We start from the raw sequence: 21,421 nt of genomic DNA, 5'->3' as shown, positions 1-21,421 counted from the left end.
TTTTACTGAATTTAAGGTTTTTTCATTTGCTTTTTTCGAAAAGCTTGTAACGCTTGATTTACCGTGGTTTACACGATAACACCCCTCAAGTTGTCTACAACCTAAATTACTCAAGCCATAAATTACATTTAAATAAGTTGTAAATTCTAATGCTAAAACAAGAACACTTGTTCGTTCATGTAATCATAATATACTTTCATTAGACTTTCAAGGATATATACAGGTTCTAGGAATATATGCTAATATATATACGTTAAAAACTAACAATTGAGGCGATACATGTGAATCCTAAAGTTAAGGGTATCATTGCCATACTTATTTCAGCAGTTGGTTTTAGCTTTATGTCTGTTTTCTTCAGATTAGCTGGTGACTTACCAGTATACCAAAAGTCACTTGCTCGAAATTTAGTAGCAATGTTTATACCAATGTATTTTATTTTTAAATATAAGCAACCCCTATTCGGTAAACTCAGTAGTCAGCCCTTGTTGATTTCACGTTCAACTTTGGGATTAATTGGTGTTTTGTTAAATATTTATGCGATAGATCATATGATTCTAAGTGATGCTGATACTTTAATGAAGTTAAACCCGTTTTGGACTATTCTACTTAGTTTAATATTTTTGAATGAAAAAGTTCGTAATTATCAATTTATAGCTATGATTGTAGCCATAGCAGGTATGTTATTTGTAATAAAACCAGAATTTTCTTCATCTATGATACCAGCTATAGCCGGCTTATTATCTGGTATATTTGCAGCAAGCGCATACACTTGTGTCAGAGCTCTTAGTACGCGCGAAGCACCCTATACAATTGTGTTCTACTTTTCATTCTTTTCAATTATAGTACTAATACCATTTACTATATTTACATTTGAGCCAATGACAATGACTCAAGTATGGTATTTAATCGGTGCCGGTCTATCAGCTGCCGCTGGACAAATCGGTATTACGCTCGCTTATAGCTACGCGCCTGCTAAAGATATTTCCATCTTTACGTACGCATCTATTATCTTTACCGCTTTATTTGGCTTTATCTTATTTGGTGAATCGCCAGACTTTTATGCAGTACTAGGCTATATGATTATCATTGGATCTAGTTACTATATGTTTGAAAAAGCAAGAAGGCAACCTACTACAATTCAAAAAGCAGAAGAAAAACCATAAATATAAAGGAGATTTCAATTATGAGCGAAGGACGTAACAAAGAAAATTTACAAGATATAACTTTACTTGGCAATCAAAACAATAAATATGAATTTGATTATGACCCATCAGTCTTAGAATCATTTGATAATAAACACCCAGGACGCGACTATTTTGTAAAATTTAATTGCCCAGAATTTACATCACTTTGTCCAATTACGGGGCAACCTGATTTTGCAACAATCTATATTTCTTATATACCAAATATAAAAATGGTTGAATCTAAATCATTAAAACTATATTTATTTAGTTTTAGAAATCATGGTGATTTCCATGAAGATTGTATGAACATTATTATGAATGATTTAATTCAATTGATGGATCCTCATTATATTGAAGTATGGGGCAAATTCACACCTCGGGGCGGTATTTCAATCGACCCTTATACAAACTATGGTCGTCCAGATTCTAAATATGAAAAAATGGCAGAACATCGTTTAATGAATCACGATATATATCCCGAAAAAATAGATAACCGTTAGAATCCTATTTCCATAAACTATCAAAGAAACTTGAGTACATTACATCTTTGGTAGTTTATTTTTTTATAATTTTTTATCGTTAATTAACTGATTATTCATTAAATTTTGTACTTTTCATATATACGCTTGTTATTTTTAGAAAAACGGTATAGAATAAATCCAACCGTTTAGGGGGAGGGAATTTATGAAAAAGATTGATTACACACACGAAGAAATAATGAAAAGTATTCCAAACAAAGGTTTCTTCGGACATCCAAAAGGACTAAGTACACTTTTCTTCACTGAATTTTGGGAGAGATTCAGTTACTATGGTATGAAAGCTATTTTGATTTTTTACCTATACTATAGCGTAGCTGAAGGTGGTTTCGGATTAAGCCAAGCCGTTGCGATGCAAATCGTTGCAATATACGGTACCTTAATCTACATGTCAGGTGTGATTGGTGGTTGGATTGCCGATAGGATTACTGGCACTCAAAATGCTGTCTTCTATGGTGGTATCCTCATCATGCTTGGTCATTTATTACTATCATTACCAAATAATTTAACATTAGTTATGATTGCATTAGCTGTCATCATTGCAGGTACGGGTTTGTTAAAACCAAATATCTCAACTACAGTTGGTGAATTATATGATCGTAATGATGTACGCCGAGACTCTGCATTCACATTATTCTATATGGGAATCAACTTAGGTAGCTTACTTGCGCCGTTATTAACTGGTTTCTTACAAACTAGAATTAGTTTCCACGCTGGTTTCTTAGCTGCTGCAATCGGTATGTTCTGTGGTTTAGTTGTCTATGCGATTAAACGTAAGAAAAACTTAGGTTTTGCTGGACGTAACGTCCCAAATCCATTAACAAGACCAGAGCTTAAGAAATTCGGTTATATATCTGGTGTTGTCATCTTATTATTCTTAGTTTATTTATTAGTTTTACATTTATTCAATGCACTGACGCTTGAAAACTTCAGTTTCTTAATTACTATTTTAGGTATCGTATTACCTATTTACATCTTTATTAACATGATTGTAAGTAAAGATGTAACTAAAGATGAGCGTTCACGTGTATATAGTTACGTACCACTGTACATAACATCCGTAGCTTTTTGGATGATTCAAGAACAAGGCTCAACAATTTTAGCAACGTTTGCAGATAAAAAAACACAATTAGAAATGTCAGTCCTTACCAATGGATTATTTGACTTTACAATTCCAGCAGCTTGGGCACAATCATTAAATCCAATATTTATAGTTGTATTAGCACCAGTATTTGCAACGTTATGGATGAAGTTAGGCAAACGCAACCCACCTACTGTATATAAATTTGCATTTGGAGCAATTATTGCTGGGCTATCATATTTAGTAATGATTATTCCATTAGCTACAGGCAACGAGTTAATTAACCCATTATGGCTTGTACTGAGTTTCTTATTAATAACAATCGGTGAACTTTGTATCTCACCTGTCGGTTTATCAACAACTACAAAATTAGCACCTATTGCATTCACAGCACGTATGATGAGCTTATGGATGCTTAGTAACGCAACTGCACAAGGACTTAACGCACAACTCGTTGTTATCTATACTAAGATGGATCAAAGTGATTACTTTATGTATTCAGGTCTTGTTGCAGTAGTTATCGGTGTATTATTATTACTTATTTCACCAAAAGTAATACGCGCAATGAAAGGCGTTTATTAACCAAATTAATTGAACAAATGGCTAGGAGAAATAATTTTATATACGGTGTAGCTATGCTCCTGTCATCTATCCTTAACTTGATTAACAGCCCAAGACAATATTGTTTTGGGCTGTTTTGTCTTACGTTTAATTCTGACTATCTTCAAAAACACTTGATCTAAAATATTCCTATCTTATATCTTTATTCCACTAATACATTGGTGATCCTTACACATGTGCTCTGTAGCCAGATTACTCCTAACCGCATCTCTAACCTCTTTCTGCTTGAGCATACCATTCTTAATTAAAAATCCAACACAATCATTACCCATTTTATCCATTCCGTGAACACTATTATTTATATTTACTGGAATATAAATATAGTTGTATATTAATTATAATTTATCAGAACATTCAGAATATTGCTATTTTGAGAATATTATTGCAATTAAATTTAATTAAGCGTAAAATCTTTTTTATACATTTTTATTGGGAGCAAGGAAGGACGGGAATGTTTTATGCAAGATAAGTATACATCACAAGATCCAACAGTCGAATCAATTCCTCAAAAAGGTTTTTTTGGTCATCCTAAAGGACTCGGTGTTTTATTTTTCGTAGAATTTTGGGAAAGATTTAGCTACTATGGTATGCGTGCATTATTAATCTTCTATATGTATTTCGCTATCAAAGACGGTGGCCTTGGTATGGATAAAAGCACTGCACAATCAGTAATGGCTGTGTATGGTGCATTAATTTATATGACCTCAGTACTTGGAGGTTGGATTTCAGATAGAATTACCGGTACACGTAAAGCCACATTTTATGGTGGTGTATTAATTATTATTGGTCACATTTTCTTAAGTTTACCATTAGATATCATCGGCCTATTTATCTCAATGTTTTTCATTATAATTGGTTCTGGTTTAATGAAACCAAGTATTTCAAATATTGTCGGTAGACTATATCCAGAAAATGACACGCGTATAGACGCAGGTTTTGTTATTTTCTATATGTCAGTAAACTTGGGTGGATTACTTTCACCACTAATTTTAAATCAATTTGTAGATAGTGGGAATTTCCATGGCGGTTTCTTAATTGCAGCCATTGGTATGGCGCTTGGTTTGATTTGGTACATGCTTTTCAACAAGAAAAACATTGGTGATGTTGGTACAAAACCTACTAATCCATTAAACCAACAAGAGAAGAAAAAATATGGTTTAATATTTGCGGTTGTAGCGCTAATTATTGCCGCTGTGTTAATTATTACTGGTTTAACAGGTACACTTTCATTTAATATCGTAAGTACAACTGTATTAGTACTCGGTATAGCATTACCTATCATTTACTTTACAATTATGATACGCAGCAAAGAAGTAACAGACGATGAACGTTCTCGTGTTATTGCTTTTATACCGTTGTTTGTTTTAGGTGTTTTATTCTGGTCTATTCAAGAACAAGGAGCAAATGTACTTAACTTATTCGCTTTTGAAAGTAGTGATATGAAATTAAATATTTTTGGATGGAAGACGGACTTTGGGCCAACACTTTTCCAATCCATTAATCCATTATTTATCGTATTATTAGCTCCAGTTGTGTCAATCATATGGGCAAAAATGGCTCGACGCCAACCAAGCATAGCGACAAAATTTGTCTTAGGTGCGTCTTTAGCTGGTGCTTCATACATCATGATAGGCTTAATTGGACATTCATCGGGTGGTTCAATGTTAAGTGTTAACTGGGTTATCCTTTCTTATATCATCTGTGTAATCGGCGAATTATGTTTATCTCCAACTGGTAATAGTGCCGCTGTTAAATTAGCACCAAAAGCGTTTAACACACAAATGATGAGTTTATGGTTATTAACAAATGCATGTGCACAAGCGATTAATGGTACACTTGTTCATTTAATCGAACCACTAGGCTATAAAAACTATTTCTTATTTTTAGGTGTTATTGCAATTGTAGTAAGTCTTATTGTCCTTGCTTTTGTACCAAAAATTGTTAGAGGCATGAGAGGCATTAAATAATTTCAATACGAACATAAACAAACCTTAGGTGACAGTCCTAAGGTTTATTTACGTTCGTATAGTTATTTTTCAAAATAGCTATGATCTTTCAGACCAAAAGTTGCTTCTTTTATCAATTGATATATTCAACATAATAAACGCCACCACTGTTTAATTTATATATTATAATCTTTTTCGTATAATATTAGCAGTAATTTGGGCCGACTCCTGCGGGAAAATCACTAGCTGAAGACTACGGGCTAAGGCAGTGTCTGCGGAAAGCGTGCACAAAAAAGCTGCCAACAAAGTCGAAGACTTTGTCGACAGTCTAAAATAAATCAAACGCTTAAACACGCGTTTGGTTTATTTTTTACTACTCTATAGGCATAAAATACAGACTAACTCTCATTTTTTAATATCAACCAATATCAAATTTACGCACTAACTTTAGAATATCTTATTATATGTACATAAAAGGCACACATTACGTCATCTTACTATTAGCTCATATTTACGAATATGACTTGCTATTTGCTTACTAGATGATTAAGGTCTATAATTTAGTCCCTAAGTGTTATGTATTTATTTTATAAGAGAATCGGGTACATAATAAAATAGAACGTAAAATCAGAAGAAATATGGTGAATAGATTGACTAAAACAAAATATAAACACGGTGTGTTATTTTATCATGAACACTCAGGTATAAAAGATATTTACAGAGGTTTAGGGGATGTGGCCTCTTCTTTAACAACATTTTGTAAACAATTATCTATCCAACTAAGTGAAAATGAAGGTGATATCATCACTTTCTGCAAAAAAATAAAAGACCAAAGCTATAGTGATGATGTTGATATTATTTTCATTCTTGGTGGAGATGGTACAGTAAATGAACTTATTAATGGACTAATGCAAAGCGAATTAGACATCCCTATTGGTATTATTCCTGGCGGTACGTTTAATGATTTCGTAAAAACATTAAATCTTAATCCACGCCATAAAGCGGCAAGCCAGCAATTAATCAATTCAGAATTGCAATCTTATGATGTAATGAAGATAAATGATCGATACGCACTTAACTTCGCAGGATTAGGTCTTATAGTACAAAATGCAGAAAATGTTCAAAATGGAAATAAAGACATTTTTGGGAAACTGAGCTATGTCGGTTCTACCGTTAAGACATTACTCAATCCAGAACACTTTGATTATAAAATAACCGTAGACGGTAAAGAGATTAATGGCAATACCGCAATGATTGTGGTAGCAAATGGCCCATTTATAGGAGGAAGCCGTATTCCATTAACGGACCTCTCACCTAGTGACGGTTATTTAAATATATTTATTTTTGAAGAGCACAGCTCAAGTGTAATAAATGATATATTTAAACAACGTGACAGTATGAATTGGAATAATATGACAGATGGTATTAAACACATCTTAGCTAAAGAAATAACTATTGAAACTGACCCACAAATGAAAGTAGATATAGATGGTGAAATTGCCTTAAACACACCACTCAACATTGAAATCGTACCTAGTGCAATTGATATACTAACGTCGCAAGAATCAGATATAGATACACAACAGTCAGACGATGATTAGTCCAAGCACTAATTTACCTTCTAAAAACATATTTATATATAAAAATAAGATTTTATCATTGGCTCTTATGCCAGTAATAAAATCTTATTTTTTAATGCTTATACCGCACACAATAAACTCAAACAAAAGTCATAAATAAAAGCAGCAAAGAAAACAATAAGAATCGTCCGCTTCACTGCTTTAAAAACGTTTAAATTTTGTATTCACTATCTCCTAAAAAGTATTGCTCTACATCTTTCCAATTATTAACACGTGCAAATCTATCATCATTGATATTATGTGTTGCAGTATATATAATTGGCGTTCCAGTGAAGATACTTAACTGTCGCGGATTGTCATCGATTAAATAATCTGCATTAACAATATCTTTTCGACCACAAAAAACAAAATGTTGAGGATCTAAAAATGGGAAATATTCTCTCAACCAATTATATTTATCATGAAACGACGTCGGTACATCCATTGCAGCAGTCGCGATAAATACATCATAATATTCAGTTAGCTTCTTCACAACATCTTGTGCATCCGCCATTACTGCTAATTTTTTAAAAAATCCAGGCTCACGTAAGATTTCAGTCAGTAAACCATCATGCTCAGGCATCGCATGTCTTAATTTAATACCATCTAACATATCTATAGAAATACCTAAGTCTGTGCGCTTATTTACATCTTCAATTAATGCACCTACTGTGTCAGCAAGTACTTCATCCATATCAATCGCTATTGATTTTCTAGTCATTGTACTACTCTACTCCCTTTTTCTTCTTAATATGCTTTAATTTATAACATGCAATATACATGTACAAATCTATCCCACTATCAATCCAATTATAGCAAAATACGTTCAACTAAACCAAAATTGAACATAACATTAATAGTACCTCTTTCAAGTAATTTACTAGGCCCATAGGATAGCCATATAATAAACAGCCTACTTATATTAATCAAATGCCAATTTTTGTATCGTTGAACGTTCGTTAAGAATTATTTTTAGAAGTTAAAGTCTTTAAGTACTTCTATCATTTTTTCATTTTGCTCTGGAAAGCCAATTGTAATGCGCACGCCTTTAGGAAACTCTCTCGTAATACATCCTACACTTAACAAAGCTTCATACAAATCATGTGGTTTATTTGTTTTCACGTAAATAAAATTCGTTTGGCTAGGGTAAAACGCATCACTTTGAGATAATCCAAAGAATTTCGCTCTCTCTTGAGCGTTGCGATCACGTATAGAAGTTAAATATGCTTGATCCTCTAATGCAGCTAAGGCAGCGTATTCTGATAGACGGCCAACATTAAATGGTGGACGTATAATGTTGTACTTTTCAATAGCTTCTTTAGCGGCTACAACATATCCAATACGCATACCCGCTAAGCCATATGCTTTTGAAAATGTACGTAATAAAAAGGCATTTGCAAATTGTTTTTGTAATGCTAATGTATCTGGGAAATCATCAGCAGTTACAAATTCAACGTATGCTTCATCAATAATAACCGGAATATCACTCGGTACACGTTCTAAAAAGCGTTGTAATTCATCATGTGAAAAATAAGTTCCTGTAGGATTGTTTGGATTACATAACCAAACTAACTTAGTATCTTCATCAATTTCCGATAAAATACCTTCTAAATCAAAATAGCCTTCTTGGAGTGGTACTTGAGTCACCTTTGCAGATTCTACAATTGCATTATGATAATATTGACCAAATGTCATTTCACTTGTCACAATCTTATCTCCAGCTGTCAGTACTGCACGTGAAATCATTAAGATAACTTCATCTAAACCAGCACCGAATAATATACGTGATGCGTCTACGTTTAAGTATTTGCTTATTGCTTCTTTTAATAATGGAGAACCCGTCTCAGGGTAAAATTGTAGCTCATCTAAATGTGCTTTAATTGTCTCATTAACTTTTGGTGTTGGACCATATAAATTCTCATTAGAAGCTAATTTATATAACTCACCTTCAATTCCATATTGTTCTTTTAATGCTCGAGGTGATAGTCCTGGTTCGTAAGCTGATAATTGTTCAATTTGTTTCTTCATAGTTGCTTCGGTCCTCCTTGAATTTACAGAAATTTCAAAACTTAGTAACTATTATAAACCTTATAACAGACTAAAATCAATGTGTCATTACAGACACCATTATTTAAAATGATAAAAAATATGAGACTAGATAACTTTAGTATTATATTTCATACTAAGATATCAGCCTCATATTATCTTATTAATATTTATTTATCGATTAAATTATGTTCCTCTAAATAATTTTTTGCTACATTATAGGGGTCTTTCTTTTTAACTGTTACATCATAATTCATAGCTTGCATATCTTCGTCCGAAATTTTACCTGATAAACGGTTTAGTGGTTTTTTAATTTCAGGATGTTCTTTCAGATAAGATGTTTTAAACATAGGAGCGCCTTGATAAGGTGGGAACACATGCTTATCATCTTCTAAAACAACCATATCATATTGTTTTAATTCAGCATCCGTTGAATAAGCATCAATCAGGTTAATATCTCCACTTTCAATTGCTTGATAACGTAATTTAGGTTCCATCGTTTTTACATCACCTACATCTAGATCGTAGGCTTTTTTAACAGCTGGATATCCATCTCCACGATCATTGAATTCCAATGTAAAGCCTGGTTTAATCTCATCACTCACCTTATTCAAATCACCAATTGTTTTGATATTATGTTTTTCAGCAAAATCCTTTTTAACTGCTAAGGCATAAGTATTATTGTATTCCATAGGTTTCAGCATAGTCATATCGTATTTATCTTCTAAACTAGCTTTCGCTTGGTCATATACTTTTGCTTCTTGCTTAGATTTTAAATCTTCTTTAGTTAATTCGCCTAATACAGTGCCAGTGAATTCTAAATAACCATCAATGTCATCAGATTTTAGCGCATTAAAAAGAAACGAAGTTTTGCCCATACCATCTTTAACTTCTACCGTATTATCCGTGTCTTCTTCAATTAATATTTTATACATATTAGTAATCACAGATGGCTCTGAGCCTAATTTTCCAGCTAAGACAACCTTGTCACCTTTTTGGGCTAGTAACGGTGCAATAATTACTAATAATAAAACAATGACAATCGCACCGAGTGACACCAAAAGTTTTTTATAAGAAAGCTTTTGCATAAAACGTAACACTAAATCAAATAAAATAGCTAATAACGCTGCTGGAATGGCACCTATTAAAATAAGAGATGAATCATTTCTATCAATACCTAATAAGATTAAATCACCTAAGCCACCAGCACCAATGAGTGCAGCTAACGTTGCCGTACCAATAATCAATACCATTGCCGTACGAATGCCTGCCATAATGACTGGCATAGCAATGGGCAATTCTACTTTAGTCAATCTTCTACCTGGCTTCATACCGATACCTTTAGCCGCTTCAACTAATGATGTATCTACTTCATTAATACCAGTATATGTATTTCTTAATATTGGTAACAGCGCGTATACGACTAATGCTATAACGGCTGGAACTTTACCTATACCAAACAACGGTATCATTAATCCTAATAATGCTAGTGAAGGGATTGTTTGAAGTATCGCCGCGATATTCATAACAATTTCCGAAAGTTTACGCGTTTTTGTTAAAAATATACCCAAAGGCACACCAATTAGTGCTGCAATCAATAATGCTATAAAAGATAATTGTATGTGTTCAAATATCGTTGTTATTAATTGTCCTCTACGCTCTACAAGTGTATTAATGAAGGTATTCATTCATCGTGACCTCCTTTATGCTCTGACAAAATTTGAAAAATATCTTGTCTTTTCAATACGTGCTGTGTTGAAGTAGCTGGATTATTAATAATAACGGCCTCACTGTCAATCAAAGCTGTATACACGTCTTTAACATATAAATTACTATCAACAATTGGGTAATCTTCTTTCATTTCTCCTTCTTGAATAGGCAATTGATCTATTAATTCGGAAAGTTTTAACTCATTAATTGAACGTTTCAATTTATCACCCATAAATTGTTTAACAAAATCGTTTTTAGGATTTGTAACGAAACCCTCTGGTGTATCTATTTGTTCTATCCTACCCTCATTTAACAAACATATACGGTCGCCCATCTTCATAGCTTCTTGAATATCATGAGTTACAAATATAATCGTTTTTTTGATTTTTTGTTGTAGCTCAATTAAATCATCTTGTAATTTTTCACGACTAATAGGATCCAAAGCGCTATATGGTTCATCCATTAAAATAACTGGCGGATCAGCTGCCAATGCACGAATAACACCTACACGTTGTTGTTGCCCACCAGAAAGTTCATCTGGTTTACGATCTTTATATATTTCAGGTTCTAGTCCTACCATATCCATTAATTCATCAATACGTTGATCTATGTCCCCGTCTTGCCATTTTTTCATTTGCGGTACTTGTGCGATATTCTCTTTAATAGTCATATGTGGGAATAACGCGATTTGTTGTAAGACATACCCAATGTCCCAACGCATTTCATATATTTGGTAATCACTTATTGGTTTATCTTTAAAATAAATATAACCTTCTGAAAGAGAAATCAATCGATTTATCATTTTTAACGTAGTCGTCTTGCCACACCCTGACGGACCGATTAAAACAAAAAACTCCCCTTCACCAATATTAAAACTAATATCATCAACAGCTATTTTATCACCATAGCGTTTAACTACATTTTTAAATTCTATCACTTTGTCACCTTCATTATCATATATTCATTTAACAAAAAATAATTTTTCAATCAAATGACATATTCCCTATTTGTATTGGTTTTATGTATAATTCAATTAATTTATTCATAGTATTTAATTTGCAAGTCACCGTTCTAATCATTAAAAAAATAGCGAAGTTAATTCGAAATAAAATTATATCTATGGCTCATGAATTTACATAGTATATTAATTATTGTCAAATTAACTTCGCTCAATCGCTTTAGTTTATAAGTTATTTACTTATGCTAGTGAGTAAAGGGACAATACCTATTTTCTATTATAAGATGTCGTCACCTTTAACTTTTCAAGAAAGCTCATTTAAAAAAATAGATTTGCAAATCACATTTTTAGTTTAAGCGCTCGCGTGCTCATCTTAACAACATAAAAGTGACTTATTTTGTTACAATCTTTTGTACAGATTAGCTATTTTATTCTGTTAAATTTTAGATTTATATGATTGAATTTTCTCCAAAAACATCGGACAATAATGTTTTAATTTATAACTACCTACACCTTCAATTAAAATCATTTCTTGTTTTGTTTCCGGTTTTCTTTTAGCAAATTCTTCTAGAGTAAAATCTGAGAAAATACTAACTGGTGGAATACTCAAGCTTTCACTTAATTGTTTTCGAACTCCGATTAATTCATCGAATAATGCGCGATCCACACCTTCTACCGTATTGATATTTACTTTTTCTCTTGTTTTACGTTTGAATGGCGTTGTAAATATTTCAACTTGGCCTCCGAGCAAATCCTTAACAGATTGATCACACGTTAAAATTTCATCATGTTCGTTTAAAAATCCTTTAAACCTTAATTCATCTATTAGATGACTAAGTTCTGAAGTTGTGTAATTTTTCATAATTCCATGTGTTGATAATTCGTTATAATCACAATATCGAATATAATCAGAGTCTTCGCCTCTTAACACCTGTATAATAACACTATAGCTCTCTTTTTGTTTCATACGTGCAATACAACTTACAATCATCTTCGCTTCATCTGTCATATTATATGTTTTATTTTCGATGACACAATTACTACATTGTTCACATTCTTCAAGTTTTTCATTCGGTTCAAAATAATGAACTAAAGTAGCCTCTAAACATTTCTTTGTTTTAGTATAGAGAATCATTTTAGTTAATTTTTCTCCCATCTTATCTTTATAGTCGTCATCTGCTTTTGACGATGAAATAAAATATTGATGTAATCCAATATCTCGTTCACTAAATAATAAGATACAATCACTGTTTAAGCCATCACGACCTGCACGTCCTGCTTCTTGATAATATGATTCTAAATCGCCAGGCATATTATAATGTATAACGAATCTCACATTAGATTTATCTATACCCATACCAAAAGCGTTAGTTGCAACAACAACGCGTACACGATCATACACAAAATCATTTTGCGCTGCTTCACGCTCTTTATTTGTCAGTCCAGCATGATAAATCGTGCTGTTAATATCATTACTCTGTAAAGCTTCATGCAATTCTTCAACTTGTTTACGTGTAGAACAGTAGATAATGCCTGCTGCATTTTTATGTTCTTTTACATATTCCATAACAAATTTTTGGCGTTGATACGTAGGATTAACTTGAAAAACGAGATTACGCCTTTTTGTACTCGTTTTTACCTCGTCGTTTTTCCCTATATTCAAACGTTCCATTATATCTTTTTGTACTTCAATTGTCGCAGTTGCAGTTAGTGCAACAATCGTAAAGTCTTGAGGTAATGCAAATACTTTATGGATTACATCTTGATAACTTGGTCTAAAATCATGGCCCCATTTAGAAATACAGTGAGCCTCATCAAAAGCAACTAAATGTATTGATAGTTGCTGTAATAAGCTAATAAAATAAGCATTATCAAAACGTTCTGGCGCAACATATAAGAATTGAATTTCACCATTTCTTAGTTGTGTTTCAATTTCTTTTTGTTGTTTTTGCGTTAAACTGCTATTTAAATATGCCGCACGAATACCCATCGCTTTTAATTGATCAACTTGATCTTTCATCAATGAAATTAACGGGCTGATCACAATTGTTGTGCCACCCAACATTAATCCTGGTACTTGATAACAAATTGATTTTCCCCCACCGGTAGGTAAAACGCCGAGCACATTTTTATGATCTAATACTCTTGATATGATTTCTTTTTGACCAGGACGGTATGTGTCATAGCCAAAATAATGCGATAAAGTTGACTCCATGTTATAAAATCCCTCATTGTTCTTTTTGTTCTTCAAGCTCGCTCCATCTTGCAATATCTTCTTCATACAACTCATTTAATCTTCGTTGTTCTTCGCTTAGTTCTTTAATCTTGGCATAATCAGAAGTTGCCTCAATCATTTCCTTTTCTATAGCTTCTAATCTTTCTTCAGTTGTATCAATACGTTCGATAATCATTTCATACTCTTGTTTTTCTTTAAAAGATAAACCTTTTCTTTTTTTCTTTTCCGGTTGTTGTTTAACTTTAGGCTGCTGACTATTTTGCTCTTTTAACTGATTCTGTTCCTTTTTATAAGCTTCATAGTCTTCAAATGTACCTATGATACGTTCCATTTGACCATCATGAATATACCAATACTCTTGTGCTACTTTATTTAAAAAGTATCTATCATGACTAACTGTGATAACAGCGCCACCGAATGTTTCAATATAATCTTCAAGAATTGTAAGTGTTTCTGTATCTAAATCATTTGTTGGCTCATCTAGAAGAAGTACATTCGGTTGGTGTACCAATAACCTTAAAAGATATAATCTTTTTTGCTCTCCACCAGATAATTTATAAATCTTTTTACCATGTGTTGCGCTTGGGAATAAAAACCTTTCGAGTAATTGCGTGATAGACACCGATGTACCATCTTTTTCTTTAGCAACTTCACTTTCTTCTCTCAAGTAATCTATCATTCTTATATCACGATTCAGACGTTCTTCAGTCTGTTTAAAGTAAGCGACTTTTACTGTTTGCCCAATTTTAAGTTCACCTTCAAAATCTTTATCTTCGCCATTTAGGATATTAAGTAACGTTGTTTTACCTGCGCCATTAGGTCCAACAATACCAATTTGTTGCCCACTTTGGATAATTTGAGTTATATCTTCAAATAAAGTTTTTTGGTTAATACGTTTCGTTAAGCCGTCTAATTCGAATACTTGTTTTCCTAATCTTGAATACGCAAGATTTAAAGACGCTTTCTCTTGTTGATGTTGATTTTTTACATCTTGTTCTAGTTCATTAAATCTATTTTTACGGGCTTGTTGTTTAGTCGTACGTGCTTTAACTCCAGCACGCATCCACTCAAGTTCCTTCTTATATAAGGATTGCTGTTTCGCTTGTTGTTTTTGTTCTATAATTTCATTTTCTGCGCGTTGTGCTATATAATCTTCGTAATTTCCTACATAGGTAGTCAATTTACCTCTATCTAATTCAATAATGCGAGAAGATACTTCGTTTAGGAAATAACGATCATGAGTAATAAATAATACTGTATGTGGATATTGTTTCACATAGTTAATCAGCCAATTAATTGATTCAAAATCTAAATGGTTGGTTGGCTCGTCTAATAGTAATAAATCAGGTTGTTCAATAAGTGTTTTAGCTAAACCAACACGTTTCTGTTGGCCTCCTGAAAGTTCACTTACTTCTTTGTTTATATCATAAATACCTAATTTAGAAAGAATTGTTTTAATTTCAGCACTATAGTCCCATGCTTGGTAATTATCCATAGCTTCTTGAGCTTGCATCATTTTTTGAAAATCTTCATCGCTTTGGGTCATTGTATATCGAGCCAAAGCATTTTCATACGTTCTAATAACCTTAATCGTTTCAGTTTCTGAAGTTAATACCGCTTCAAACACCGACATATTTTGATCAAAATCATGTTTTTGAGATGAATATCGGATACGATAAGCATTTGGATGTGATACTTCTGCTTCAAAGTCTTCATCCAATCCTGCAATCACTTTCAATAAAGTACTTTTGCCCGTACCATTTATACCTACAAGTCCTATTTTTTCACCTTCAGAAATTGACAACTGCAAATTATCAAAAATGGTTTTATCGGCATATGATTTATGTAAATGTTCAATTTTATACGCTTCCATTGCCCAACATCCTTTTTAATATCGAAAATTATAATTATTTCTGTTAAACTTAATTTCAGTTCTACATATTATACACCTTTTTGAACTCAAATGATACAAAGGAGCAATGCTTATGTCGGAATTTTTCCAAAACTTGCCTCCTTATATCCAAGCACTAATAGCTGGTATTATTACATGGCTACTTACTGCATTAGGAGCTGCAGCTGTTTTTATTTTCAAGAGAGTCAACGATAAGATTTTAAATTCAATGCAAGGTTTCGCTGCCGGTATAATGATTGCAGCTAGCTTTTGGTCACTCTTACAACCAGCTATTAATTATGGTGAAGGTACATCATTACCATGGTTGCCAGCTGCTATCGGTTTTCTATTGGGCGGAGTATTTATTCGTGCACTAGATTTAGTTATTCCTCACATACACCCAAACACCCAAGATACAAACCAATACCAAGAAGGTGTAGGTACAAAAAAACTCAATAAGAATACGTTACTCGTTTTAGCTATTACACTACACAATATCCCAGAAGGTTTATCTATAGGTGTCGCATTTGGCGGCATTGTGGCTGGCAATGGGCAAGCTACATTTTTAGGGGCTCTTGGCTTAGCTATAGGAATTGGTATTCAAAATATTCCTGAAGGCGCAGCTTTATCCATGCCAATAAGAGCGGCTGGTGCTTCTAGATGGAAAGCATTTAACTATGGGCAAGCGTCCGCTATTGTCGAACCTATATTTGCAACAATTGGTGCAGCTGCTGTATTGATTGTTACCCCTATGTTACCTTATGCCTTAGCATTTGCTGCAGGAGCAATGATATTTGTAGTGGTTGAAGAACTGATTCCTGATTCACAAGCTAGTAATAATACTGACCTTGCAACAATGAGTCTCATGTTAGGTTTCACTATTATGATGATTTTAGATGTTGCGCTTGGATAAGGGCAAACCAAATGATTGATGTTGTTATATTTTAAAATTAGACATTAAAAAAAGTTACACGATTTTAACAGTCAAAGACAAGCAATACTGTCTTAGGCTGTTTTTTTAATGACATTTATCATACAGTCATAATAAGCAACATACGCTCCATAATTAGTTTCACTTACTTTATAATTACATTAAAACAAGTCGTACCACTAAATCTCTATAAATTAAAAAAGACCGACGACTCTATATTAGAATCGTCGGTACTTTTATTTATTTTTTCTCTTGTCCTTTTGGACCTGGTTTATACTCATAATCTGAAGGATTAACTTTTTCGAAATCAGGATTATCGTAGAATCTTAAAAGATCACCGTTGAGGACATCGTCACTCATTTGTAAATCTTTCTCAGATTGTTGTTTACGCTTATCAAAGTCTTTAGGTTTTTCTGTTATTGGTTCATTATTCTTATTATCATAAATTCTACCATTAACATATTTATAATCTTTCGTTACGAAGTCACCATTTCTAAATGGCACTGTATCATCGTGATCTTTCGATAATAAATCTGTACCCATCATTAAGTAGTTCTTCGTATCAATACCCATTAAATGTAATAATGTTGGCATTACATCGGCTTGTCCTGCATAAGTTTTATCTACTGTACCTTCTTTACCAGGAATCTTCAACCAGAAACCAGTACGGTTTAAGTCGTTGAATTTAGCTGGTGTAATTTCTTCACCTAATAATTTTTCCATTGCTTTATTATGGTTTTCAGAAATACCATAATGGTCACCGTACATCATTATTACTGAATCATCATATATCCCTTTTTTCTTCAGTTCATTTATAAACTCTTCTAATGATTCATCAAGATATCTTGCAGTTTGTACATAACCATCCACGGTTGAATCCCCTGTGTTTGGTTTGTCTATTGATGCATCTTCTGGTTTCACAGTAAATGGATAATGGTTAGTTAATGTAATTAAGTGACTATAAAATGGTTCTTTTTCTTTTGCTAAATAATCTGCTGACTCTTTAAAGAATTCTTTATCTTTAAGACCTAAGTTTTCAAGATTTTCTTCAGACATATCGAAATATGTTGCATCGTAAAATTTATCTACACCAAAATGCTTGTACACTTGGTCACGGTTCCAGAATGTTTTGTAGTCACCATGCATAACATTAGATGTATAACCTTGCTGTTGATCTAGTATTGCAGGTAATGATTGGTAAGTATTATCACCTTTCAATGAATAAGCTGACCCTTGTGGTAGACCAAACAAACTGTTATCCATAGTAAACTCTGAATCTGATGTTTTACCTTGTCCAGTCTGGTGATAGAAGTTTGGATAATATCTGTATCCTTCATTACCAGAGGAGAGTTTATTTAAGAATGGTGTAACTTCTTCACCATTTACTTTTTTATTTATCAAGAAAGTTTGGAAACTTTCCAAATGAATTTTAATAACATTTTTCTTTTTAGCTGCGCCGAAATATTCTTTGTTCGGTTCAGTTCGTTTTTGTTTCGTATAATTTAATACCTTAGTTAAATCGTCTTCATTAGCCAATGCTTTTTGTTGATTGTTTTGAACTGTTTTAACACCGTCATATACAGTGAAGTTATACGGTCCTAAATATTTAACTAAATATTTATGGTCAAATGTACGTGTTAGTAATTCTGGACGATCTGACTCAGCAAATGCCAAGTTTAAAAAGAATAGTGCGACTGATGCAGCCATTACTACTGGTACAAACTTTTTACTGAATACACGTTTATCAAACCATTTTTGTTTAAATATTAAAACAAACAGGTACACAATAGTATCGATGAAGTAAACAAAGTCATACCATTTGAATGAAGCTGTTACAGCACCACCCATTGATTCAACATTTCCAACTTGATTTAATGTACTGAATGTTAAAAAGTCAGAAAAGAATCTAAAGTATACAACGTTTGCATATAATAAGAAAGTTAATAAAAAGCCACCAATAAAGATGAACCAGAAGGCTTTCTTACCCTTGAAAAACAAGAAAATACTCAATACTAATGCAATTAAACTGTATGGATTCATTAATAAGATTAAGTTTTGAACTAATCCTTTAACACCTAAAGAAAAATCAACATAATATGAAAAATATGTTTTTAAGGTGACTGTTAGCACCGTTAAAATAAAAAACCCAAAAAGAGTTAATTTCTTTTTGTGTATACTCATGTTCTTATCCCCCGATATAAATTATTATAGGCTAGAACGCTTACCTAACCTTATAAAAAGTGGCAAAATTACTATCTTAAACATTTATTAGCGATGTTAGTATCTCTAATAAACGAAAGTCGTTATTGGCTTGGGTAATTGTTTTAGAATCATGCTTTAGTGTCATCTTTAATCATTAACTTAAAGTACACTGTTACAAGCATTCATATGTTTCATTTTTTAAGTTTTTAATTGATATCTATATTATGAATTATTGATATTTGACTATTGTCATGCCAATCCATATTAATAATATTCATAAGTCCAAATTATCTTTACAATTTTTATCATTTTGTAATATGTTCGTAATAAAACGCACATAGTTCAATTAATAAATATAAAGCAATCGTAGTTAAATATCAAGTAAAAAGACACTTTTTTATGTAATTTGGCATCCAACAAAAGCTTTATTAACGCCTTATTAAACAGTTGTTAACTGACTATTAAGTATTTATATGCTTTTTAATTATACCTTTATTGAATAGCATATTAATCGGACTATGGTCGTATTAGCAATTCAACTAATATAATCTCTAACTTTCACATGTTTGTACCTATTTATAGCCAACTAAATGATTTGAGGAAATAAAGATAGAAAAAAGCAGTAACCCAAAATCTAGGCTTAACTTTGGCGTTACTGCTTTTAAATATTTATTACAACAATTAATATTCGCAGCTTATTTTAACATCTCTAATTGCATTCTATACTCAATGCCGTGAAATAATTGATTCAACCAATTTGTATATTTGATTAAATTCTTCTCGGCACTTTCCACATCTATAAATTGAAATTTCAATTTAGTCCCTTGATGCTTTTGTCCTAATTTTGTTAAATGGTAACTTGCAATCGTACCAATTTGTGGGTAACTTCCTAAAGTATAATGATCATTTAATAAAATAATTGGTGTGCCATCTCGTTTAACTTGTATCGTACCAATTTGTACCGATTGATGTTCCGGCATGTCTTCATAAAATGCTTTTACAGGTTCTCCTTCTAAATACATACCAACTCTATTCGCTCTACTTGTCACTTTATATTCTCCAGAAGTAAAATGAGTTAATACTTTTGATTTAAAATCTTCTGTACCTTTATTTTTTATTACATGAAAAACATCAGACATATAATTGAAAGATAGGGCGTAACCATCAATTCCCCAATCTGTTTGATGTGTTTCTTTTAGATTTTCAAATAATTTATGGTGACGTTCAGTGTAGTCTCGTTTCATGTTAACTTCGTCACCTTTTTGTATTTTGCGGCCATGGAAACCACCTATTTTCGACTTGAAATCCGTTGAAGTTGATCCTAACCATTCATCTAACTCGAATCCTCCACCTACTGCCAAGTAAACTCTAGATGTACGATTTGTTTCTGTAAAAACGAGCACATCACCTTTTTCCATTAAATACAATTTGTTGGGTAAGACTTTCATATGTTCAGTTTTAGCTTTGAAATTTCCACCACTCAAAGCAATAAGAGTCGGTTCAGTAAAACGAAAACTCGCCATTCTGTTAGTCATTTCTAAAGTAGCTTCATGCTTATCATTAGCTACAAGTCTGTTTGCAATTTCATGCGATAAAGGGTCTAAGGCACCACCAGGTATAACACCATCATGTTCATACCCTTTACGACCAAAGTCTTGAAAACTTGAAAATAACCCTTCGCCTTCTATTATGATTGACATGGTTGAAATCCTCCTAAATCCAGTGCTTCCTCTTGAATCGCACAAAATTTAACATTATCTCCTAGTTTTAATTTTGTGAAATCTTCTAATTCTGGATTAAATAATCGCACCGGTGTATACCCTATAACAAGCCAATCACCATATGTATCTGTTGTAGTGATACCTGTCTTTTTACCTTCAATAATTACAGAGCCAGCAGGAATAAAGGTCTTTTTTCCACCCGTATGATTTACAAACAAACGCTTATCCATGCCCGTTAAATAAGGGAATCCCGGCGTATAGCCCATCATTGACACAAAATAGGTTTGTGCTGTATGTAATTTCACAAATTTTTCAAAGTTCATTTTGTAATAAGTTAGTAAAGAAGCTAAATCAGGGCCATATTCCCCACCATAAATCACTGGAATTTCAACAGGTTCAACCGTTTCTTCCTCATGCTTAATTTCCATTTGTACAGTTTGCATTAATGCTTTCATATATAAAAATGGTGATTGAATATGATGATGCTTAATCATGTCCCTTGCATCATAACAAATCATCATGTCTGATTCTGTAGGTACAATTTCTGTTATAAAAGGATATTGTTTGTCTGCTAAATATTTTTTTAAAGCTAACAGATCTTCAGTCAAATCTTTAGAGACTTCTTTTTCTATAGAAACCACTATTGCTTGGTCTCCTTGACTATATATCTTCATAGTTTCACCTCATAAATTGTTACTAACGATAAAATACATCAAATGCTTGTATCAAATAATGTACG

Annotated in this window: 15 protein-coding genes; 6 read left to right on the top strand and 9 right to left on the bottom strand. The window is 32.6% G+C overall.

The genetic code is table 11. From position 1 onward, the window contains the following. Positions 1-281: 281 nt before the first annotated feature. From J5E45_RS10890 to J5E45_RS10870, 5 genes are all read left to right on the top strand, one after another. Positions 282-1,163 carry a DMT family transporter gene (locus tag J5E45_RS10890; RefSeq protein ID WP_039068763.1) on the top strand — a complete coding sequence of 294 codons (882 nt, stop codon included), beginning with the start codon at positions 282-284 and terminating at the stop codon, positions 1,161-1,163. Positions 1,164-1,183: 20 nt separating this feature from the next. Then, positions 1,184-1,684: a preQ(1) synthase gene (gene queF, locus J5E45_RS10885; RefSeq protein ID WP_069792709.1), complete on the top strand. Its 501-nt coding sequence runs from the start codon at positions 1,184-1,186 to the stop codon at positions 1,682-1,684. A 184-nt stretch (positions 1,685-1,868) separates the two neighbouring features. Then, complete coding sequence (locus J5E45_RS10880; protein ID WP_208182193.1) at positions 1,869-3,383, top strand: peptide MFS transporter; 1,515 nt, start codon at positions 1,869-1,871, stop codon at positions 3,381-3,383. 497 nt (positions 3,384-3,880) lie between these two features. Continuing rightward, positions 3,881-5,389 carry a peptide MFS transporter gene (locus J5E45_RS10875; protein ID WP_069792710.1) on the top strand — a complete coding sequence of 503 codons (1,509 nt, stop codon included), beginning with the start codon at positions 3,881-3,883 and terminating at the stop codon, positions 5,387-5,389. A gap of 629 nt (positions 5,390-6,018) precedes the next feature. Beyond that, positions 6,019-6,969: a diacylglycerol/lipid kinase family protein gene (locus J5E45_RS10870; RefSeq protein WP_080750306.1), complete on the top strand. Its 951-nt coding sequence runs from the start codon at positions 6,019-6,021 to the stop codon at positions 6,967-6,969. 190 nt (positions 6,970-7,159) lie between these two features. Here J5E45_RS10870 and J5E45_RS10865 read toward each other — a convergent pair whose 3' ends face one another. From J5E45_RS10865 to J5E45_RS10840, 6 genes are all read right to left on the bottom strand, one after another. After that, positions 7,160-7,708, bottom strand: a complete 549-nt coding sequence (locus J5E45_RS10865) for a 5' nucleotidase, NT5C type (RefSeq protein WP_039068769.1) — start codon at positions 7,706-7,708, stop codon at positions 7,160-7,162. 251 nt (positions 7,709-7,959) lie between these two features. Next, positions 7,960-9,015 carry a histidinol-phosphate transaminase gene (gene hisC / locus J5E45_RS10860; RefSeq protein WP_208182192.1) on the bottom strand — a complete coding sequence of 352 codons (1,056 nt, stop codon included), beginning with the start codon at positions 9,013-9,015 and terminating at the stop codon, positions 7,960-7,962. Positions 9,016-9,203: 188 nt separating this feature from the next. Next, on the bottom strand, positions 9,204-10,721 hold the full coding sequence (locus J5E45_RS10855; protein WP_208182191.1) for an ABC transporter permease/substrate-binding protein: 1,518 nt from the start codon (positions 10,719-10,721) through the stop codon (positions 9,204-9,206). Continuing rightward, positions 10,718-11,680, bottom strand: coding sequence for an ABC transporter ATP-binding protein (locus tag J5E45_RS10850; RefSeq protein WP_039068772.1), 963 nt, complete (start codon positions 11,678-11,680; stop codon positions 10,718-10,720). The genes J5E45_RS10855 and J5E45_RS10850 overlap by 4 nt, the downstream gene beginning before the upstream one ends. Before the next feature lie 457 nt (positions 11,681-12,137). After that, positions 12,138-13,916, bottom strand: coding sequence for a DNA helicase RecQ (recQ, locus tag J5E45_RS10845; protein ID WP_039068774.1), 1,779 nt, complete (start codon positions 13,914-13,916; stop codon positions 12,138-12,140). 13 nt (positions 13,917-13,929) lie between these two features. Further along, entirely contained in the window at positions 13,930-15,810 is a 1,881-nt protein-coding gene (locus tag J5E45_RS10840) for an ABC-F family ATP-binding cassette domain-containing protein (RefSeq protein WP_039068775.1), read from the bottom strand. A gap of 112 nt (positions 15,811-15,922) precedes the next feature. Here J5E45_RS10840 and J5E45_RS10835 point away from each other — a divergent pair, with 112 nt between their 5' ends. After that, on the top strand, positions 15,923-16,741 hold the full coding sequence (locus J5E45_RS10835; RefSeq protein ID WP_039068777.1) for a ZIP family metal transporter: 819 nt from the start codon (positions 15,923-15,925) through the stop codon (positions 16,739-16,741). Positions 16,742-16,999: 258 nt separating this feature from the next. Here the strand turns inward: J5E45_RS10835 and ltaS are convergent, their stop codons facing one another. The 3 genes from ltaS to J5E45_RS10820 form a co-directional block, all read right to left on the bottom strand. Then, on the bottom strand, positions 17,000-18,940 hold the full coding sequence (gene ltaS, locus J5E45_RS10830) for a polyglycerol-phosphate lipoteichoic acid synthase LtaS (protein WP_208182190.1): 1,941 nt from the start codon (positions 18,938-18,940) through the stop codon (positions 17,000-17,002). Between the two features lie 716 nt (positions 18,941-19,656). Further along, entirely contained in the window at positions 19,657-20,661 is a 1,005-nt protein-coding gene (locus tag J5E45_RS10825) for a 5-oxoprolinase subunit C family protein (protein WP_039068781.1), read from the bottom strand. Then, positions 20,649-21,356: a 5-oxoprolinase subunit B family protein gene (locus J5E45_RS10820; RefSeq protein ID WP_039068783.1), complete on the bottom strand. Its 708-nt coding sequence runs from the start codon at positions 21,354-21,356 to the stop codon at positions 20,649-20,651. The genes J5E45_RS10825 and J5E45_RS10820 overlap by 13 nt, the downstream gene beginning before the upstream one ends. Positions 21,357-21,421 lie beyond the last annotated feature (65 nt).

Source organism: Staphylococcus shinii, assembly GCF_017583065.1.
Taxonomy (GTDB): domain Bacteria; phylum Bacillota; class Bacilli; order Staphylococcales; family Staphylococcaceae; genus Staphylococcus; species Staphylococcus shinii.
Note: the sequence above shows the minus strand (reverse complement) of the source record. Positions and strands in the feature narration are given on the sequence as shown.

What these genes read in the sequence shown, in the direction of transcription:
- queF (WP_069792709.1), top strand. Translation starts at nt 1,184, where the DNA reads ATGAGCGAAGGACGTAACAAAGAAAATTTACAAGATATAACTTTACTT.
- J5E45_RS10880 (WP_208182193.1), top strand. Translation starts at nt 1,869, where the DNA reads ATGAAAAAGATTGATTACACACACGAAGAAATAATGAAAAGTATTCCA.
- J5E45_RS10875 (WP_069792710.1), top strand. Translation starts at nt 3,881, where the DNA reads ATGCAAGATAAGTATACATCACAAGATCCAACAGTCGAATCAATTCCT.
- J5E45_RS10865 (WP_039068769.1), bottom strand. Translation starts at nt 7,708, where the DNA reads ATGACTAGAAAATCAATAGCGATTGATATGGATGAAGTACTTGCTGAC.
- hisC (WP_208182192.1), bottom strand. Translation starts at nt 9,015, where the DNA reads ATGAAGAAACAAATTGAACAATTATCAGCTTACGAACCAGGACTATCA.
- J5E45_RS10855 (WP_208182191.1), bottom strand. Translation starts at nt 10,721, where the DNA reads ATGAATACCTTCATTAATACACTTGTAGAGCGTAGAGGACAATTAATA.
- recQ (WP_039068774.1), bottom strand. Translation starts at nt 13,916, where the DNA reads ATGGAGTCAACTTTATCGCATTATTTTGGCTATGACACATACCGTCCT.
- J5E45_RS10840 (WP_039068775.1), bottom strand. Translation starts at nt 15,810, where the DNA reads ATGGAAGCGTATAAAATTGAACATTTACATAAATCATATGCCGATAAA.
- J5E45_RS10835 (WP_039068777.1), top strand. Translation starts at nt 15,923, where the DNA reads ATGTCGGAATTTTTCCAAAACTTGCCTCCTTATATCCAAGCACTAATA.
- ltaS (WP_208182190.1), bottom strand. Translation starts at nt 18,940, where the DNA reads ATGAGTATACACAAAAAGAAATTAACTCTTTTTGGGTTTTTTATTTTA.
- J5E45_RS10825 (WP_039068781.1), bottom strand. Translation starts at nt 20,661, where the DNA reads ATGTCAATCATAATAGAAGGCGAAGGGTTATTTTCAAGTTTTCAAGAC.
- J5E45_RS10820 (WP_039068783.1), bottom strand. Translation starts at nt 21,356, where the DNA reads ATGAAGATATATAGTCAAGGAGACCAAGCAATAGTGGTTTCTATAGAA.